Origin of the sequence: Nitratidesulfovibrio sp. SRB-5 (assembly GCF_019931275.1) — a bacterium.
Lineage (GTDB): Bacteria > Desulfobacterota > Desulfovibrionia > Desulfovibrionales > Desulfovibrionaceae > Cupidesulfovibrio.
Genome location: NZ_JAIOTY010000001.1, coordinates 645,488 through 660,550 on the forward strand (window position 1 = coordinate 645,488; position 15,063 = coordinate 660,550).

At 63.8% G+C, this 15,063-nt stretch carries 16 protein-coding genes; 7 read left to right on the forward strand and 9 right to left on the reverse strand.

Going from position 1 to position 15,063, the window contains the following annotated elements; translation table 11 throughout:
• Positions 1 to 3 precede the first annotated feature (3 nt).
• The 9 genes from K6142_RS02475 to K6142_RS02515 all read right to left on the reverse strand — a co-directional run bounded on the left by K6142_RS02475 (position 4) and on the right by K6142_RS02515 (position 6,415).
• Entirely contained in the window at positions 4 to 330 is a 327-nt protein-coding gene (locus tag K6142_RS02475) for a hypothetical protein (protein ID WP_190244058.1), read from the reverse strand.
• The gene (locus K6142_RS02480) at positions 327 to 1,808 is read right to left on the reverse strand and encodes a type II and III secretion system protein family protein (protein WP_190244057.1); all 1,482 of its coding nucleotides are present in this window, start codon (positions 1,806 to 1,808) and stop codon (positions 327 to 329) included. Before K6142_RS02480 ends, K6142_RS02475 begins: the two co-directional genes overlap by 4 nt.
• Complete coding sequence (gene cpaB, locus K6142_RS02485; protein ID WP_190244056.1) at positions 1,805 to 2,629, reverse strand: Flp pilus assembly protein CpaB; 825 nt, start codon at positions 2,627 to 2,629, stop codon at positions 1,805 to 1,807. Before cpaB ends, K6142_RS02480 begins: the two co-directional genes overlap by 4 nt.
• A gap of 12 nt (positions 2,630 to 2,641) precedes the next feature.
• Positions 2,642 to 3,232 (reverse strand): prepilin peptidase, encoded by a 591-nt coding sequence (locus K6142_RS02490; RefSeq protein WP_190244055.1) that lies wholly within the window; start codon positions 3,230 to 3,232, stop codon positions 2,642 to 2,644.
• Between the two features lie 190 nt (positions 3,233 to 3,422).
• Positions 3,423 to 3,599, reverse strand: coding sequence for a Flp family type IVb pilin (locus K6142_RS02495; RefSeq protein ID WP_015946371.1), 177 nt, complete (start codon positions 3,597 to 3,599; stop codon positions 3,423 to 3,425).
• A gap of 41 nt (positions 3,600 to 3,640) precedes the next feature.
• A complete protein-coding gene (locus K6142_RS02500) occupies positions 3,641 to 3,817 on the reverse strand; it encodes a Flp family type IVb pilin (protein ID WP_007526891.1) in 177 nt (58 codons plus the stop codon).
• Positions 3,818 to 3,870: 53 nt separating this feature from the next.
• Positions 3,871 to 4,047, reverse strand: a complete 177-nt coding sequence (locus K6142_RS02505; RefSeq protein ID WP_015946372.1) for a Flp family type IVb pilin — start codon at positions 4,045 to 4,047, stop codon at positions 3,871 to 3,873.
• Between the two features lie 53 nt (positions 4,048 to 4,100).
• Positions 4,101 to 4,277, reverse strand: coding sequence for a Flp family type IVb pilin (locus K6142_RS02510; protein WP_015946373.1), 177 nt, complete (start codon positions 4,275 to 4,277; stop codon positions 4,101 to 4,103).
• Positions 4,278 to 4,771: 494 nt separating this feature from the next.
• Positions 4,772 to 6,415: a sigma-54-dependent transcriptional regulator gene (locus K6142_RS02515; RefSeq protein ID WP_190244052.1), complete on the reverse strand. Its 1,644-nt coding sequence runs from the start codon at positions 6,413 to 6,415 to the stop codon at positions 4,772 to 4,774.
• A 632-nt stretch (positions 6,416 to 7,047) separates the two neighbouring features.
• On the opposite strand from K6142_RS02515, the gene K6142_RS02520 reads away from it, so the two are divergent.
• The 7 genes from K6142_RS02520 (at position 7,048) to K6142_RS02550 (ending at position 14,813) form a co-directional block, all read left to right on the forward strand.
• Positions 7,048 to 7,644: a hypothetical protein gene (locus K6142_RS02520; RefSeq protein WP_190244051.1), complete on the forward strand. Its 597-nt coding sequence runs from the start codon at positions 7,048 to 7,050 to the stop codon at positions 7,642 to 7,644.
• Between the two features lie 628 nt (positions 7,645 to 8,272).
• Positions 8,273 to 9,400, forward strand: a complete 1,128-nt coding sequence (locus K6142_RS02525; RefSeq protein ID WP_190244050.1) for a branched-chain amino acid ABC transporter substrate-binding protein — start codon at positions 8,273 to 8,275, stop codon at positions 9,398 to 9,400.
• A 316-nt stretch (positions 9,401 to 9,716) separates the two neighbouring features.
• On the forward strand, positions 9,717 to 10,622 hold the full coding sequence (locus K6142_RS02530) for a branched-chain amino acid ABC transporter permease (protein ID WP_190244049.1): 906 nt from the start codon (positions 9,717 to 9,719) through the stop codon (positions 10,620 to 10,622).
• Positions 10,619 to 11,611 carry a branched-chain amino acid ABC transporter permease gene (locus K6142_RS02535; protein ID WP_190244048.1) on the forward strand — a complete coding sequence of 331 codons (993 nt, stop codon included), beginning with the start codon at positions 10,619 to 10,621 and terminating at the stop codon, positions 11,609 to 11,611. Before K6142_RS02530 ends, K6142_RS02535 begins: the two co-directional genes overlap by 4 nt.
• On the forward strand, positions 11,608 to 12,375 hold the full coding sequence (locus K6142_RS02540) for an ABC transporter ATP-binding protein (RefSeq protein WP_190244047.1): 768 nt from the start codon (positions 11,608 to 11,610) through the stop codon (positions 12,373 to 12,375). The genes K6142_RS02535 and K6142_RS02540 overlap by 4 nt, the downstream gene beginning before the upstream one ends.
• A 142-nt stretch (positions 12,376 to 12,517) precedes the next feature.
• A complete protein-coding gene (locus K6142_RS02545) occupies positions 12,518 to 13,234 on the forward strand; it encodes an ABC transporter ATP-binding protein (protein ID WP_167125601.1) in 717 nt (238 codons plus the stop codon).
• A 598-nt stretch (positions 13,235 to 13,832) separates the two neighbouring features.
• Entirely contained in the window at positions 13,833 to 14,813 is a 981-nt protein-coding gene (locus tag K6142_RS02550; protein WP_223380739.1) for a class I SAM-dependent methyltransferase, read from the forward strand.
• Positions 14,814 to 15,063: the final 250 nt, after the last annotated feature.

Sequence of the window (15,063 nt, forward strand, 5' to 3'; positions counted from 1 at the left end):
TTGCTATTTCGAGCCGATCTTGAGGCGAAGGGTGTTGCTTTCGTCGGTCTTTTTCTCGCCGTCGCGCATGTTCTTCATGGCGCGTTCCGCCACCCGGCCATCCAGGCCGATGACGGGGTCGTCGTCCGCCGGGGCGGGGTTCAGCCGCTGGGCGTCGCGCTGGGCGCGAAAGGCCTCGCCCTGGGTGAAGGTCCATTCGGAAATGGGCGAATCCTTGGACGGCCCGGCACAGCCCGCCAGGGCGGAAAGGACGGACAGGGCGGTCAGTACGCAGATGACCGCAAGCAGGGGCCGCAGGACAGGAGGGATGATCCGGTTGCGGGCGCTCATTTCGTGCCTCCCTGTGCATGGCCGGGCAGTACGTGCCCGAACTCGCCCTCCATGCCCGAAGGGGCATCGGCGGAGTTGCGGGGATTGGCATAGGCTGCGGGTGCGGTAATGGCCGGGGCCGCGCCTTCCATCCTGCCCTGGAGGAAGAATTCGAATTCCGATGGCTCGCGAAAGCCGTCGGTGGGCAGCTTGGCCGTGGCGCCGTCCAGCGGCTTGGCCAGGCGCGGGGTGACGATGATGACCAGTTCGGTTTCGTTCTTCTGCCAGTTGCTGGAACGGAACAGCGTGCCCAGCAGGGGCACGTCGCCCAGCACCGGGTATTTCTTGATGTTCTCGCGCACTTCGTCGCGCAGCAGGCCCGCCACGGCAAAGCTCTGGCCGTCGGCCAGTTCCACGGTGGTGGCGGCGCGCCGGGTGGAGATGGCCGGAATGGTGAACCCGTTGATTTCGATGACGTTGGAGTAGTCCAGCTCCGAAACTTCGGGGGTTACGCGCATGCTGATCAGCTTGTCCGAGACCACCGTGGGGGTGAAGCCCAGGGTCACGCCGTACTTCTTGAATTCGATGGCCACGGTGCCCAGCCCCTGCGGCACGGGGATGGGTATTTCGCCCCCGGCCAGGAAGTCGGCGTTTTCGCCGCTGCGGCAGATCAGGGTGGGTTCGGCCAGCACCTTGACCAGGCCGTTCTGCTTCAGCACGTCCAGAAAGCCCATCAGGCTTGCCCGGCCAGAGGTGGCGCGGAACATGCCGGTGACGTTGGGGCTGACCACGGCGCCGGTGGGGCCAACGCCCACCACGCCTTTCTGGCTGTCCAGGGTGAACAGCTGGTTCAGCATGCCGAAGGCGAAATCGTTGTTCCAGGCGTAGGTCAGGTCGATGCCCAGGCGTTCCAGCACCGACTTGCGCATCTCGGCCACCTTCACTTCCAGCAGCACCTGGTGCACGCCGCCCACCTGCATGAGGTTGGTCACCTTGTCCGGGGCGTACATTTTGGCCACGTCCAGGGCGGTGGTCATGCCCGCGCTGCTGCGCACGGTGCCGGCCAGGGTAATGGATTCGCCCACGGCCATGACCATGATGTCCTTTTCGTCGGGCAGCACGCGGTGCAGCATTTCCTTCAACTGGGCAAGGTCCGGAGTGACCTGGATGTCGTAGACCTGGGTGATGGCCCCGGCCCCGTTCCACAGGGTAAGCGTGGCCCCGCCCGCCTTCTTGCCGGTGACGTAGACCTGCTGGGGCGACAGCACCACCACTCCCGCGATGGCTTCGTCGGACATGGAAACCCGTGCCGCGGGCTGCGCGGTGCGCACCACCATGGACTTGCCCACGGCCAGCGGCACGGCCTGGGGGGTAGCATCGGCCTGGGCCTGCGCGGCGGTGGCCAGCAGCAGCACGGTGGCCAGCACGGCGCATGCCGCAGCATGCACCGTACCGACGAGACGGCCCGCCGCGCGGGTGAGGGAGGCGGGGCGGCTCATTGCGGGAACCTCAGCGTTGAACGTTCGGTGCCGGAGATCATTTCCACCTTGGTTTCGCGCACCTTGGGAACCGGCTTGCCTTCGGGGGTGCTGGTCAGCAGGGCCAGGGTGCCGGGCACGTCGGTGCCGGGGGTCAGCACCGTGCCGTCGTCGGCGGGGTTGCGCAGGGCGAAATGCAGTTCGCCGCGCGAGGCGGCAAGGGCCAGCGGCTCGGCCTGCGGGGGCGAAATTTCCAGGGTGTACACGTCCACCGACGAGGTGGAGGTGTCGTCGCCCTCCTGCTTCAGTTCGGTGCCGGTGGCCAGCACGCGCACGTTTTCCAGCACCAGCTTGGTGCGCGACTTGGACTTTTCGCGGGTTTCGTCGTCCAGGGTCACCAGCACGTCCACGCGGTTGCCGGGGCGGATGAACCCGGCAAGGCCCAGCACCTTGTTGCCCTTGACGGCCACGGCGCGCATGCCGGGGGCGATCAGCGTGCTGACGCCGCCGTGCGATGCGCCGTCCTGCAGCAGGCGCGCTTCGGTGATGGGTTCACCGGCGGCCACGGCGGACGACAACACCCGGCCCACGGGCAGGGTGTCCTTGGTGAATGCGCCGGAGGGGGCGCTGGACTTCAGGAAGGGGGCCAGCTTGATCTGTTCGGCGGCCAGCTTGGCGCCGCGCGGCACGTCGGCGGCGGCCACCGCCAGTTCGACCTGTTCGGGGGCGGCCATCTGGGGGGCGGCGGCGCGGTTCACCTGCATGAACCGGAACACCAGCACCCCGGCCACCAGGGCCAACACCAGCGCGAGGGAAATCTGGATGAGGGAGGAGGCGCGCATGACCGTGCCCCCCTACAGGATGGCGGCCCAGGAGGGCAGCAGGGCGGACATGGCCGAGGGGAAGGCGGCCTGGGCCATGGCCAGGCCCGTGCCCAGCGCAATGGCCACGCCGTAGCACAGCCGGGGCAGGCGGGCGTTGGCGGTGGCGGGCACGTAGTCGAAGCGGCCGGTGACGGCCAGCAGTTCGACGGACACCCGCAGCGAGCGCAGCACCGCGCGCAGTTGCGGCAGGTGGAAGGCCAGCACGCCAAGGGCGTACACGCCGCCGGCAAGGCTGGTCCAGATGAAGGCGCGGAACACGGTTTCGGCGCCCAGGAAGGCACCGGCGGCGGCCAGCAACTTCACGTCGCCCGCGCCCATGACCCGCAGCAGGAAGGGGATCAGCATCAGGCCGAGCCCCAGACCGAAACCGGACAGCGAGAAGAGCAGGCCGTCCCATGCGCCGGAAAGGCCGCCGGTCCAGGCGCCCAGCGCCGCGTTGGCCGCCACGCCCGCCAGCATGGCGGGAAAGGTGAGCCAGTTGGGAATGCGCATGGCGCGCAGGTCGGTGGTCACGGCCACCAGCAGCACGACGGCGAGGGGGGCGGCAAGGATGGGGTTCATGGGGCTCTCCTCTTGTGTGGCCGGGGAAACGGGGTGTCGTCGTTTCCGGGCGGACTGCCCTGTCGGCGGCTGCCGATTCGGGCGGGTTCTCCATCGCAAGGTCCGCGCTTTCGATGGCGAAGGGGCCGGGGGTTCGCCCCGGCCCCTCCGAGTGCAGCGTGGCCGGAAGCCGAGTCGCCGTCGCGGGGTGCTACGAGCCGGGGGTGGGCATCTTGGAATCGATGTACGAGAAGGTGGAGCTTACCTTGGTGCCGAGGGCGGTAACGGCGGCCACGATGACGGCTGCGATGAGGGCGGCGATGAGGCCGTATTCGAGGGCGGTTGCGCCTTCTTCTTCACGGATCAGGGCGGTGATGGACTTGAGCATGATCTTACTCCTTTCGGGAATTTGCGCGATTATAAACGGCCCTACGAGCCGGGGGTGGGCATCTTGGAATCGATGTACGAGAAGGTGGAGCTGACCTTGGTGCCGAGGGCGGTGACGGCGGCCACGATGACGGCGGCGATGAGGGCGGCGATGAGGCCGTATTCCAGGGCGGTAGCGCCTTCTTCATCATTGATCAGGCGGGCGATGATCTTCGACATGGCTGTTCTCCTGCGATTCGTTCTGTTGATGTCTGCTGCGGTCGCGGCGTGGGCTACGAACCGGGGGTGGGCATCTTGGAATCGATGTACGAGAAGGTGGCGCTGACCTTGGTGCCGAGGGCGGTGACGGCGGCCACGATGACGGCGGCGATGAGGGCGGCGATGAGGCCGTATTCCAGGGCGGTAGCGCCTTCTTCATCATTGATCAGGCGGGCGATGATCTTCGACATGGCTGTTCTCCTGCGATTCGTTCTGTTGATGTCTGCTGCGGTCGCGGCGTGGGCTACGAACCGGGGGTGGGCATCTTGGAATCGATGTACGAGAAGGTGGCGCTGACCTTGGTGCCGAGGGCGGTGACGGCGGCCACGATGACGGCGGCGATGAGGGCGGCGATGAGGCCGTATTCCAGGGCGGTTGCACCTTCTTCGTCACGGAACAGGGTGGTGATGCGTTCAAACATGATGTCTCTCCTGCGTCGGGGGCTTTTGGGTTGGCCGGGGGGCCGTTGTTGACTCCCATTCAGCAACCCGCGTGCCAAGGCGCGTCATGCAGAACGTAATACGCGTTAACATTCTGAAACAGTATGGAATATTTTTTTGCACGACCCGGAATGGGCTGTTAGAGGCAGGGTTCGCGGGGCGCTTGGGCGGGACGCGGGGGCACGCGCCGGGAAGGAATCCACAAATCTTGGAGTCGGGCTGGTGGAGGGGCGGGCGCGGTGGGCGCGGGGCGGTGGGAGCAAGGCAGGAAGTTCAATGGCGCAGGCGTTCTGGAAGGGAATCTAGGATTCTTGGATCGAGGCGCAAACGGGGGATGGCGACAGGGCCGGGACGCGGCCTTGGGGCTTGATGGGCCGACGTATCCGGGGGAGCAGGACACTGTCGTGAAACGTGGCGGGGGGATGGGATATGCAGGGGGGGGCCGTGCCCATTGCGGGGCGCGGCGGAAGAAAGTCTAGGATTCTTGGATCAGGGGCAGGCCGTTGCGCGGCTTGATGCCGTGCTTCTGCAACTTGGCCCACAGGTTCTTGGGTGTCAGCCCCAGCAGCACGGCGGCTTCGGTCTGGCGGCCTTCGGCGCGGCCCAGGGCATCCAGCAGCAGGTTGCGTTCGACCATGCGCATGGTTTCGCGCAGGTCGATGGGGCCGGTAAGGGCCGCCGCCGCGAAGGCGTGGCTGGAGAAGGCCCCCGCTGAGGCGCTGGTGGGGGAGGGGCTGGCTGAAGACGTGCCGACCGGGGATGCGCTGGTGGGCGGCAGGGTGGCGCCCGGCCCGTTGCTGTCGGTGCGGCCCGCGGCATCTCCCGGCCCGAATGCGGCGGAGGCATGACCGGACGTGTGCCCGATCATGCGCCCGCCAGTCGTGCCTTCGGGCGCGGCACCGTCGGGCACCGGGCCGTCGGGCACGGCACCGTCGGGTATGGCACCGGGCACACGGCCCAGGGCGCGGTCCACGTCGGGGGCGTCGATGGGGCCTTCGGCGGCGATGGCGGCGCGCTCGATGACGTTGGCCAACTGGCGCACGTTGCCCGGCCAGTCGTAGGCGCACAGGGCGGCCACGGCCGCCGGGGTCAGCCCGTGCACGGGCAGGCCCAGGGTGCCTTGCAGCCGCCGCACCACGTGCTGGGCCAGCAGGGGGATGTCCTCCTTGCGGCTGCGCAGCGGGGGCAGGTGCACCACGGCCACGCCCAGGCGGTAGTACAGGTCTTCACGAAAGGCCTTTTCGCGCACCCGGTCGGCCAGGTTCTGGTTGGTGGCGGCGATCAGCCGCACGTCCAGCGAAATGGGCTTGCGCCCGCCCAGTCGTTCCACCTGCTTCTGTTCCACCACCCGCAGCAGTTTGGGCTGGATGGCCAACGGCATGTCGCCGATTTCGTCCAGCATCAGCGTGCCGCCCTGGGCCAGTTCGAACTTGCCGGGCTGCGCGGTGGCCGCGCCGGTGAAGGCGCCCTTTTCATGGCCGAAGAGTTCGTTTTCGAAAAGATGTTCGGGAATGGCCGCGCAGTTCACCTTCACGAAGGGGGCGGCAGCGCGGGGCGACAGCGCGCGGATGGTGTCCGAGGCCAGTTCCTTGCCGGTGCCCGATTCGCCCATGATCAGCACGGTGGTGTCCAGCGGGGCCACCTTTTCGATGAGCGCCTTCACTTCCATGATGGCCCGGCTTTCACCGATGATGCGGCTGGCCGGGCCGTCGCGGCGCAGCGAATCGCGCAGGGCGGCGATTTCCGCCTGCAAGCCGCGCTTTTCCATGGCCCGGCGGATGACGATGTCCATTTCCTTCAGGCTGAAGGGCTTGGAGAACACGTCGTAGGCGCCCAGCTTCACCGCTTCCAGCGCCAGTTCGCGCGTGGAGTAGGCGGTCATGACGATGATGTCGGTGCCGGGCGCGGCGGAGCGCAGGTGGGGGATGGCCTCCACCCCGGACATGCCGGGCAGCATGACGTCGGACAACACAAGGTCGAAGCCGCCGCCGCGCAGCAGTGCGATGCCGTCCTCGGCACGCCCGGCGGTGGTGACGCGGTGGCCGCGTTCTTCCAGCGCCTCGCGCAGCATGGACTGGAAGGCGGTGTCGTCTTCGATCAGCAGGATGTGGCCGCTCATGCGTTGCCGTGTGTCCGGATGCCGGTGAATGGGGTGGGCATGTGCCGTGGCGGAGCCCTGGCGCGGTGTCCGGGCTGTGGCCCGGCGACATGCCGTTCGGGGCGCGGCGGCACGGCGGCGAGGCCGGGCGTCGCGCGGACCGTGCCAAGGTACAACGGACCGGTGTGAAGGGCAAATTGTTAGATTTGCACACCTGTCCGTCTATCCTGACTTTGACGCAGGGATATGTCCATGCGCATGAGGCGGTTGCGCGCGGTGAGGCGGCGGGCGGTTGGGGCGGCGGGCGGTGGTGTGCTGGGGCGGTGAGGTGGTGAGGCGGCTTGCACCGCCTTCACAATAGGCATGCGACCCTCCGAAGCGGCTTCAGGGGCATGACATGTCGATCTGCCGCAGTGCAGGGGGTTGCCGCACCTCGGGACGGTGGGGTAGGTGTGTGCGCTGATCCGTTTGGGTGCGGAAGGGGGCGGTTGGCCAATCTCTTCGGGGGCGTCTCGGCCCGTCCCGGCGCGTCCCGATTCGTCCCTGTCCGTTCCGGTCCGTCCGGATCAGTCCGGATCAGTCTTGTCCGTCCCGTTTCGGCAGCCGTTCGCCCGCGGGCGCGACGGCGCAACCGCCTTTCGCAGGAGTTTCGCATGCAGCTTGGCCGCATGGCGCAGAGCGCCCTTCGTCCCATGATCGTCGGCACCGACATCGAGGCCTTTCGCCAGCACTGCGGCGGCAGCCTTGGCGGGTTGTTCCACTGCATGCGCTACCCGGGGCCGCGCCTGTTGTGGGATGGCGGCACGCAGGAATTCGTGGATGAGGCGGGTGCCGCCGTGGCGGGGCTGGACGCGCTGGCCGGGGAACTGGCCGTGCTGCGCGATGCCGTGGGCGCGGCGCTGGCGGGGAGCGCATCCGCCGCCGTTCCCGTATCCATGGATGGCACCCTGCTGCGCGGTCAGGACGGCTCCGCCCATTATCGCATCTACGACCTGATTCACCCGGAGATTCCGGTATGGCGGCAGGTGAACCTGCTGGCCGACCTGTTCTGCCAGATGGAACAGCGGGTGCCCCATGTGCGCACGGTGCCGCACGAGCATACCCCGGCCATGAAGACGGAGACCCGCGTGGCCCGCTGGCTGGCCACATGGAAACGCCCCGGTTGCGGCGGCGTGCTGCTGAAGCGCCCCGAACTGGTCTACACCCCCGGACGGGCGACGCCAGACGCTTGTTGCGTCGTCATGCGTTGACCGTCTGTAGCGTCGTCATGCGTTGACCGCCTGTTGCGCCGTCATGTGCCAGACGCCCCGGCGTCGTCATGCGCCAGACGCCCCGGCGTCGTCATGCGTTGACCGCCTGTTGCGCCGTGATGCGCCAGACGCATGTTGCGCCGTGATGCGCCAGACGCATGTTGCGTCGTCATGTGCCAGACGCCCCGGCGTCGTCATGTGCCAGACGCCCCGGCGTCGTCATGTGTTGACCGCGTGCCGCGCGGGAATTGTCCGACCGGAAAATGCGGCGTTTTCCGGCCTTCTCTCCTCCCCGCCCGGCATGCCCCCGCCCCGTTTTCATCCTTCCCGGCCCTGCTCCCGTCCTGCCCCGCCCTCGCTGATTCGTCCCGTTCATTGGCATGACGTACAGTTATCTTGTCAGAGGGATTGCTTTTCTTCGGCTTTTTCCGCAAAATGTCGTAAGCGGCCCGCATCAGGCGTGGCCCGGTCATTTGTGTTGACAATAACGTTGACAGGCATGTCCATCCACAGGGACGGTACCACGACGGGCCAGCAGCCCGTCGTGTCGCACCATGCGAAGAGGCGAGGAAAAGGTATCGGGGAAACAGTCTAGCGAGGGATCCGCGGGTTCCCGGGAGGTTTCGACATGAAACACGTTGTAAAGGCGCTGACGCTCGCACTTGCCGCTTCGCTGCTCATGGCCGCCACGGCCTTTGCGGCACCGGTGAAGATCGGCCTGATGTGCCCCCTGACCGGCAAGTGGGCCAGCGAAGGGCAGGACATGCGCAACATCGTCACCCTGCTCGCCGATGAACTGAACAAGGCTGGCGGCATCAACGGCAACAAGGTCGAACTGGTCGTCGAAGACGACGGCGGCGACCCGCGCACCGCGGCCCTGGCCGCGCAGAAGCTGACCACCTCGGGCGTCATCGCCGCCATCGGCACCTACGGCTCGGCGGTTACCGAAGCCTCCCAGAGCATCTACGACGAAGCGGGCGTGGTGCAGATCGCCACCGGCTCCACCGCCGTGCGCCTGACCGAAAAGGGCCTGAAGCGCTTCCTGCGCACCGCCCCCCGTGACGACGAACAGGGCATGGTTGCCGCCAAGCTGATCAAGGCCAAGGGCTACAAGGCCGTGGCCCTGCTGCACGACAACTCGTCCTACGCCAAGGGCCTGGCCGACGAGACCAAGGCGCTGCTGGACAAGGCCGGCACCAAGATCGTGTTCTACGACGCCCTTACCCCCGGTGAACGCGACTACACCGCCATCCTCACCAAGCTGAAGGCCGCGAGCCCCGACATCATCTTCTGCACCGGCTACTACCCCGAAGTGGGCATGCTGCTGCGCCAGAAGATGGAAATGAAGTGGAACGTGCCCATGATGGGTGGCGACGCCGCCAACCATGCCGACCTGGTGAAGATTTCCGGCAAGGAAGCGGCCAAGGGCTACTTCTTCCTCAGCCCCCCCGGACCGCAGGACCTGGACGCCCCGGTCGCCAAGTCCATGCTGACCGCCTACAAGGCCAAGTACAACGGCGTGCCCGGCTCCGTGTGGTCCGTGCTGGCCGGTGACGCGTTCAACGTCATCGTCGAGGCCGTGAAGTCCACCGGCAAGGCCGATTCCGGCGCCATCGCCGAATACCTGAAGACCAAGCTGAAGAACTACCCCGGCTTCACCGGCCAGATCTCGTTCAACGAGAAGGGCGACCGCGTGGGCGACCTGTACCGGGTGTACGAAGTGAACGCCAACGGCGATTTCATTCTCCAGCCCTAGTCAGGCAGGCCAGGTTCTGGCACCACAAGCACGACGGGGCGGGCGCTGCCGCCCGCCCCGTTTCCAACGCCCGCCGGGGCCACCGGAAACATCCGCGTCTTCCGGAAGCGTCCGCGCCTTCCGGAAGGATGCGGACAGGACGCATCCGGCAACAGGATCGGGCAGGGGATCGACGAAACAGATGGCCACGGGGCCGTAGCGGGGCGCATGACGTCCCATCCGCAGGCGGACCCTCACCGGGGTCCGCGTTTCGCGCCGCCATGTCCGGGCCATCCGCCCGGGTCGGCGGCGCGGGGGAAGCAGCACAGGAACGTCCATGGAAGAATTCTTTCAGCAGTTGACCAACGGTCTTGCGGTGGGGGGCATCTACGCGCTCATCGCGCTGGGCTACACCATGGTCTACGGTGTGCTCAAACTCATAAATTTCGCGCATGGCGACCTGTTCACCATAGGGGCCTACCTGGGCTTCACGCTGTTCACCGCCTTCGGCCTGTCGGGCTGGGTGTCCGGGCCGGGCGGCGTGCTGCTGGTGCTGGTCATGGTCATGGGGCTGGTGGCGCTGATCGGCTTTCTGCTCGAACGCGTGGCCTACCGCCCCCTGCGCTCTTCCAGCCGCCTTTCCGCCGTGGTTTCGGCGCTGGGCGCCTCCATTTTCTTTCAGAACGCGGTCATGCTCATCTACGGGGCCAAGTTCCAGGTCTACCCCAACGACATCCGGCCCAGCTACGTGCTGTCCATCATGGGCATCGACGTGCCGCTGGTGCGCATCATGATGATTGCCGCCTCGCTGGGCCTGATGCTGGCGCTGTACTGGTTCACCCAGCGCACCCGCATCGGCGCGGCCATCCGGGCCACGGCCATCGACCAGGGCGCGGCCAAGCTCATGGGCATCGACGTCAACCGGGTGATCTCGCTGGTGTTCATGATCGGCCCGGCCCTTGGCGGCGTGGCCGGGGTGATGGTGGGCCTGTACTACGGCCAGGTGGACTTCACCATGGGCTGGGTCTACGGGCTGAAGGCCTTCACCGCCGCCATCCTGGGCGGCATCGGCAACATACCCGGCGCCATGGTGGGCGGCCTCTTGCTGGGTGTCATCGAAGCGCTGGGCGCCGCCTACATTTCCATCGCCTGGAAGGACGCCATCGCGTTCCTGGTGCTCATCCTCATTCTGATCATCCGGCCCACGGGCCTGCTCGGCGAAAGGGTGGCCGACAAGATATGACGGTGTCGCGCACCACGAGCTACGCGGGCATCGCGGTGGTGGTGGCGGTGCTGCCCCTGCTGCTGGACCCCTACTGGACCGACGTGTTCGTCAGCATCGGCCTGTATTCCGTGCTGGCCCTTTCGCTGAACATCATCCTGGGCCAGGCCGGGCTGTTCCACATGGGCCACGCGGCGTTCTACGCCGTGGGCGCCTACGTGACGGCCATCGCCAACACCATGTGGGGCGTGCCGGTGCTGTGGGCCATGCCCTTTGCGGGGCTTGCCGCCGCGCTGTTCGCCATGGTGGTGGCGCGGCCCATCATCCACCTGCGCGGCGACTACCTGCTCATCGTGACCATCGGCATCGTCGAGATCGTGCGCATCGCGCTGATCAACAACGTGTTCGGGCTTACCGGCGGGGCCAACGGCATCTTCGGCATTTCGCGTCCGATGCTGTTCGGGTTCAAGATCGCCAAACCCGTCCACTTCTACTACCTGGTCTGGGCGTACGTGGCCTGTTCCATCCTGCTGTTCCGCAGGCTGGAGAATTCGCGCTTCGGCCGCGCCCTCAACTACATCAAGGAAGACGACACCGCCGCCGAGGGCAGCGGGGTGAACATCGCCTCGTACAAGCTGTGGGCCTTCGTGCTGGGCGCCTTCTGGGCGGGCATGACCGGCACCATCTACGCGGCCAAGATGACCATCATCTCGCCGGAATCGTTCTCTTTCTGGGAATCCGTGGTGCTGTTCGCCATCGTCATCCTGGGCGGCGGCTCCAACCGGGGCGTGCTGCTGGGGGCGTTTCTGCTCATCGGGCTGCCGGAATTCTTCCGTGAATTCGCCAGCGCCCGCATGTTGGCCTTTGGCCTGGCCATGGTGATGATGATGATCTTCCGCCCGCAGGGCATGCTGCCGCCCATGCCGCGCTTCTACAAGCTGCCGGAGCGCATCCGCTGCATCACCGGCAAGGGCGGCGACGCCGCCGCCCAGGCAGGAGGTGGGGCATGAGCCTGCTTGCGCTGCGCAACCTGACCAAGACCTTCGGCGGTCTGGTGGCCGTGAACAACGTGACGTTCGACGTGGCCGAAGGGTCCATCGTCGGGCTCATCGGCCCCAACGGGGCGGGCAAGACCACGGTGTTCAACCTGATCACCGGCAACTACAAGCCCGATTCCGGCGACATCTTCTTCGATGGCCGCACCATCAAGGGGCTGCCCACACACCGCATCGTGCAGCAGGGCATTGCCCGGACGTTCCAGACCATCCGGCTGTTCCAGAACATGTCGGTCATCGAGAACGCGCTGGCGGGCTGCCACTGCCGCATGCAGTCGGGCATGCTGTCGGCCATGCTGCGCACCCCGGCCCAGCGCGCCGAAGAACAACGCGCCCTGCTGCGCGCCACGCGCGAACTGGAGTTCGTGGGGCTGGCCGACGAGCACGCCAACCTGGCCAAGAACCTGTCCTACGGCAACCAGCGCCTGCTGGAGATAGCCCGCGCCCTGGCCACCGACCCGCGCTTCATCATTCTGGATGAACCCGCCGGGGGCATGAACGACCAGGAGACCGCCGCGCTCATCGACACCATTCGCGCCATCCGCGACCGGGGCATCACCGTGCTGCTCATCGAGCACGACATGAGCCTGGTCATGAAGGTGTGCGAAAAGCTGGTGGTGCTGGAGTACGGGGCGTTGCTGGCCGAGGGCGTGCCGGCGGCCATCAAGGATGATCCGAGGGTGATCGAGGCGTATCTTGGCGCCGATACAGATGATTAGTCCGGATTCCATGTCGCGCAAGCGATACGGTCACCAGTCCGGACATGGCGGTTGCAGCCATACCGGGCAGATGGACGACAACAGTATTGCCGGAACATGCCACCCCTGCAAGCCTTGGCTTTAACGGGTACCGGGAGAGACGATGTTTCTGGAATTGCGCGACCTGCATGTGAAGTACGGCAACGTCGAGGCCCTGCACGGCATCAACGTGCACGTGGACGAAGGCGAGATCGTGACCATCCTTGGCGCCAACGGCGCGGGCAAGACCACCACGCTGATGTCCATCAGCGGGCTGGTGCAGCCCAGCCAGGGCGGCGTCTACTTCAAGGGCAAGGCCCTGCACGAGATGCCCAGCCACGCCGTGGTGCGCGAGGGCATTACCCAGTCGCCCGAGGGGCGGCGGGTGTTCGGCACCCTGACCGTGCTGGAAAACCTGAACCTTGGCGCCTTCACCAGCAACGACAAGGCCCGCATCCGCAAGACGCGGGACTGGATATTCGAGCTGTTCCCCCGCCTGCTGGAGCGCAAGGACCAGCTGGCGGGCACCCTGTCCGGCGGCGAGCAGCAGATGCTGGCCATCGGCCGCGCCCTCATGGGCGACCCCAAGGTGCTGCTGCTGGATGAACCCTCGCTGGGGCTGGCCCCCATCCTGGTGAAGTCCATCTTCGAGACCGTGCGGGCCATCAACAAGACCGGCATGACCGTGGTGCTGGTGGAGCAGAACGCCCGCGCCGCGCTGAAGCTGGCCACGCGCGGCTACGTGCTGGAAGTGGGCCGGGTGGTCATGGAGGATTCGGCGGCGAACCTGCTGGCCAATACGGATGTGCAGGATGCGTATTTGGGCGGCTCCGGCCATTAGGTGATGCCGCCACAAGGGCCTTTTTGCCCTCTGCCGTCGTCAGACCGCCTTTGCGTTCCGGTCGAGTACGATAAGAGTACGATTTGCGGTCTCTATCCGTAAGGTTCGCGCTACGCGCTCGCCAACAGCTGGGACACTCCCTCCACGAAAAGGAGTTCCTCCCCGGCAGGGAACAAAAATCCTCCTTATGTCGACATCCCCTTTGGGATGCCGTAGCGGGCAGTGCGGGGTCAGATTGAACACAAGGCAAGAGCACGTGCTAATCTTGCTGTAGCATAATAGTGAAAAGATTGGTCTTCTTTTTAGGTGTAAGGCGTTAGTGGAAGGTGTAGGTAGTGTATAAGGAAATATAAAGCAAGAATACTTCACAGTCTTACATGTCGCGAAGGTTATATGGAGTTAAATTGTCTGAACATAAAGGCAGAAAAAAAAGTTGGTGCTGGACTCTTGGCTGAAAATTGATGGACGTTGGTTTTAGCCAGTTTCATGTTGGCGTGTTAGAGTAATATCAGATAAACACGCCTTATGGTAGTCGTGACATGTCTCCTGAGGCAGGTTCGTTTTTTGTTACCAACTACAGATCTTACAGGATGAGGGGATGAAAAAAAACCTCGCTGCAATTCACTGGTCAAAAATAGATTGCTCCGCATCAGAGAGGAACTTTTATTGCTTTCCTCCTATTCGCGCACGATCTTCACTCAAAATATTTGACGAGTACGATCCGCTGCGAAAAGAATGGTGCGAATATTGGACTGCTGAGAAATATTTAAAAGGCAATATTCCGTTTGGTAAGTGTCTAAGCATTTGTTGCGGATTCGGATCAGTTGAACGGACATTGGCTCGACTTGGAATCGCAAATGAGTTTGTAGGGACCGATGTTGCCCCTGGTGCTATTGCTGAAGCCCAAAAAAGAGCGCATGATGAAAACCTTTTGAACATAAGTTATGTTTGCGAAGATCTGAACACTGTTACACTACCCCATAACGAGTACAACATTATTTGGGCTAACGGCGCGCTTCATCATATAGAAAATTTGGACAAAGTAATTGAAAATCTCCACAACTCACTTCATCGTGGTGGATTTCTTGTCGCAAATGAATATGTCGGGCCAAATTACCAACAAATCGGACGCAGGCAAGAAGAAATAATTAATGCCGTTAGACATCTTCTCCCAGATGATCTTTGCAATAAAGAAACTATTCATGGATTATCTGTATGGAAAAAAGGTCTTCGGTTTATAAAGAACAAAGTGCTCAAGCTGCCGAAAGGGGAAAAGGCGTACTTTGGGAAAATTTTTGAGAGACATGATTTGCGATTTTTTGAGAAAACAGACCCTTCCGAATGTGTTAATTCTATAAATGTTATTCCAACACTAAAAAAATACTTCTCACAAGTCGATGTAAGGTACTTCGACGGTTCAATTGCTTTCTATGCATTTGATGAAAAGTTTTATGCGAATTTTGATGCTAGTAATCCTGATCATATGAATTTGCTAAACATTATTTTTGATATAGAGGATAGATTCATAGCCTCCGGTGAAATAGGGCGGGACAATGCCCATATCATTTGCAGAAAATAGCCTCTCTTTTTTGTAAAGTAATATCTAACCAAACCGGACTGATCCATTGTAAAATTTCTTGCGGGATTTGTCTTTAATGTCGTTAAACGTATGGGGAACAAGTCCTCACCAACGGCATTTGAAACGGCCATCGGCAAGATGCCAAGCTCGCGAGTATGTGCAGTTCGGGCACTCTCTCATGTCCAGACCTGTTTAGCACGGGTCCGGTTTGTTTAGGTATTACCAAGCAAAAAAGGCGCTCCGGAAACGG

What these genes read in the sequence shown, in the direction of transcription:
- K6142_RS02475 (WP_190244058.1), bottom strand. Translation starts at nt 330, where the DNA reads ATGAGCGCCCGCAACCGGATCATCCCTCCTGTCCTGCGGCCCCTGCTT.
- K6142_RS02545 (WP_167125601.1), top strand. Translation starts at nt 12,518, where the DNA reads ATGTTTCTGGAATTGCGCGACCTGCATGTGAAGTACGGCAACGTCGAG.
- K6142_RS02495 (WP_015946371.1), bottom strand. Translation starts at nt 3,599, where the DNA reads ATGCTCAAGTCCATCACCGCCCTGATCCGTGAAGAAGAAGGCGCAACC.
- K6142_RS02525 (WP_190244050.1), top strand. Translation starts at nt 8,273, where the DNA reads ATGAAACACGTTGTAAAGGCGCTGACGCTCGCACTTGCCGCTTCGCTG.
- K6142_RS02500 (WP_007526891.1), bottom strand. Translation starts at nt 3,817, where the DNA reads ATGTCGAAGATCATCGCCCGCCTGATCAATGATGAAGAAGGCGCTACC.
- cpaB (WP_190244056.1), bottom strand. Translation starts at nt 2,629, where the DNA reads ATGCGCGCCTCCTCCCTCATCCAGATTTCCCTCGCGCTGGTGTTGGCC.
- K6142_RS02540 (WP_190244047.1), top strand. Translation starts at nt 11,608, where the DNA reads ATGAGCCTGCTTGCGCTGCGCAACCTGACCAAGACCTTCGGCGGTCTG.
- K6142_RS02480 (WP_190244057.1), bottom strand. Translation starts at nt 1,808, where the DNA reads ATGAGCCGCCCCGCCTCCCTCACCCGCGCGGCGGGCCGTCTCGTCGGT.
- K6142_RS02505 (WP_015946372.1), bottom strand. Translation starts at nt 4,047, where the DNA reads ATGTCGAAGATCATCGCCCGCCTGATCAATGATGAAGAAGGCGCTACC.
- K6142_RS02530 (WP_190244049.1), top strand. Translation starts at nt 9,717, where the DNA reads ATGGAAGAATTCTTTCAGCAGTTGACCAACGGTCTTGCGGTGGGGGGC.
- K6142_RS02490 (WP_190244055.1), bottom strand. Translation starts at nt 3,232, where the DNA reads ATGAACCCCATCCTTGCCGCCCCCCTCGCCGTCGTGCTGCTGGTGGCC.
- K6142_RS02510 (WP_015946373.1), bottom strand. Translation starts at nt 4,277, where the DNA reads ATGTTTGAACGCATCACCACCCTGTTCCGTGACGAAGAAGGTGCAACC.
- K6142_RS02535 (WP_190244048.1), top strand. Translation starts at nt 10,619, where the DNA reads ATGACGGTGTCGCGCACCACGAGCTACGCGGGCATCGCGGTGGTGGTG.
- K6142_RS02520 (WP_190244051.1), top strand. Translation starts at nt 7,048, where the DNA reads ATGCAGCTTGGCCGCATGGCGCAGAGCGCCCTTCGTCCCATGATCGTC.
- K6142_RS02515 (WP_190244052.1), bottom strand. Translation starts at nt 6,415, where the DNA reads ATGAGCGGCCACATCCTGCTGATCGAAGACGACACCGCCTTCCAGTCC.
- K6142_RS02550 (WP_223380739.1), top strand. Translation starts at nt 13,833, where the DNA reads ATGAAAAAAAACCTCGCTGCAATTCACTGGTCAAAAATAGATTGCTCC.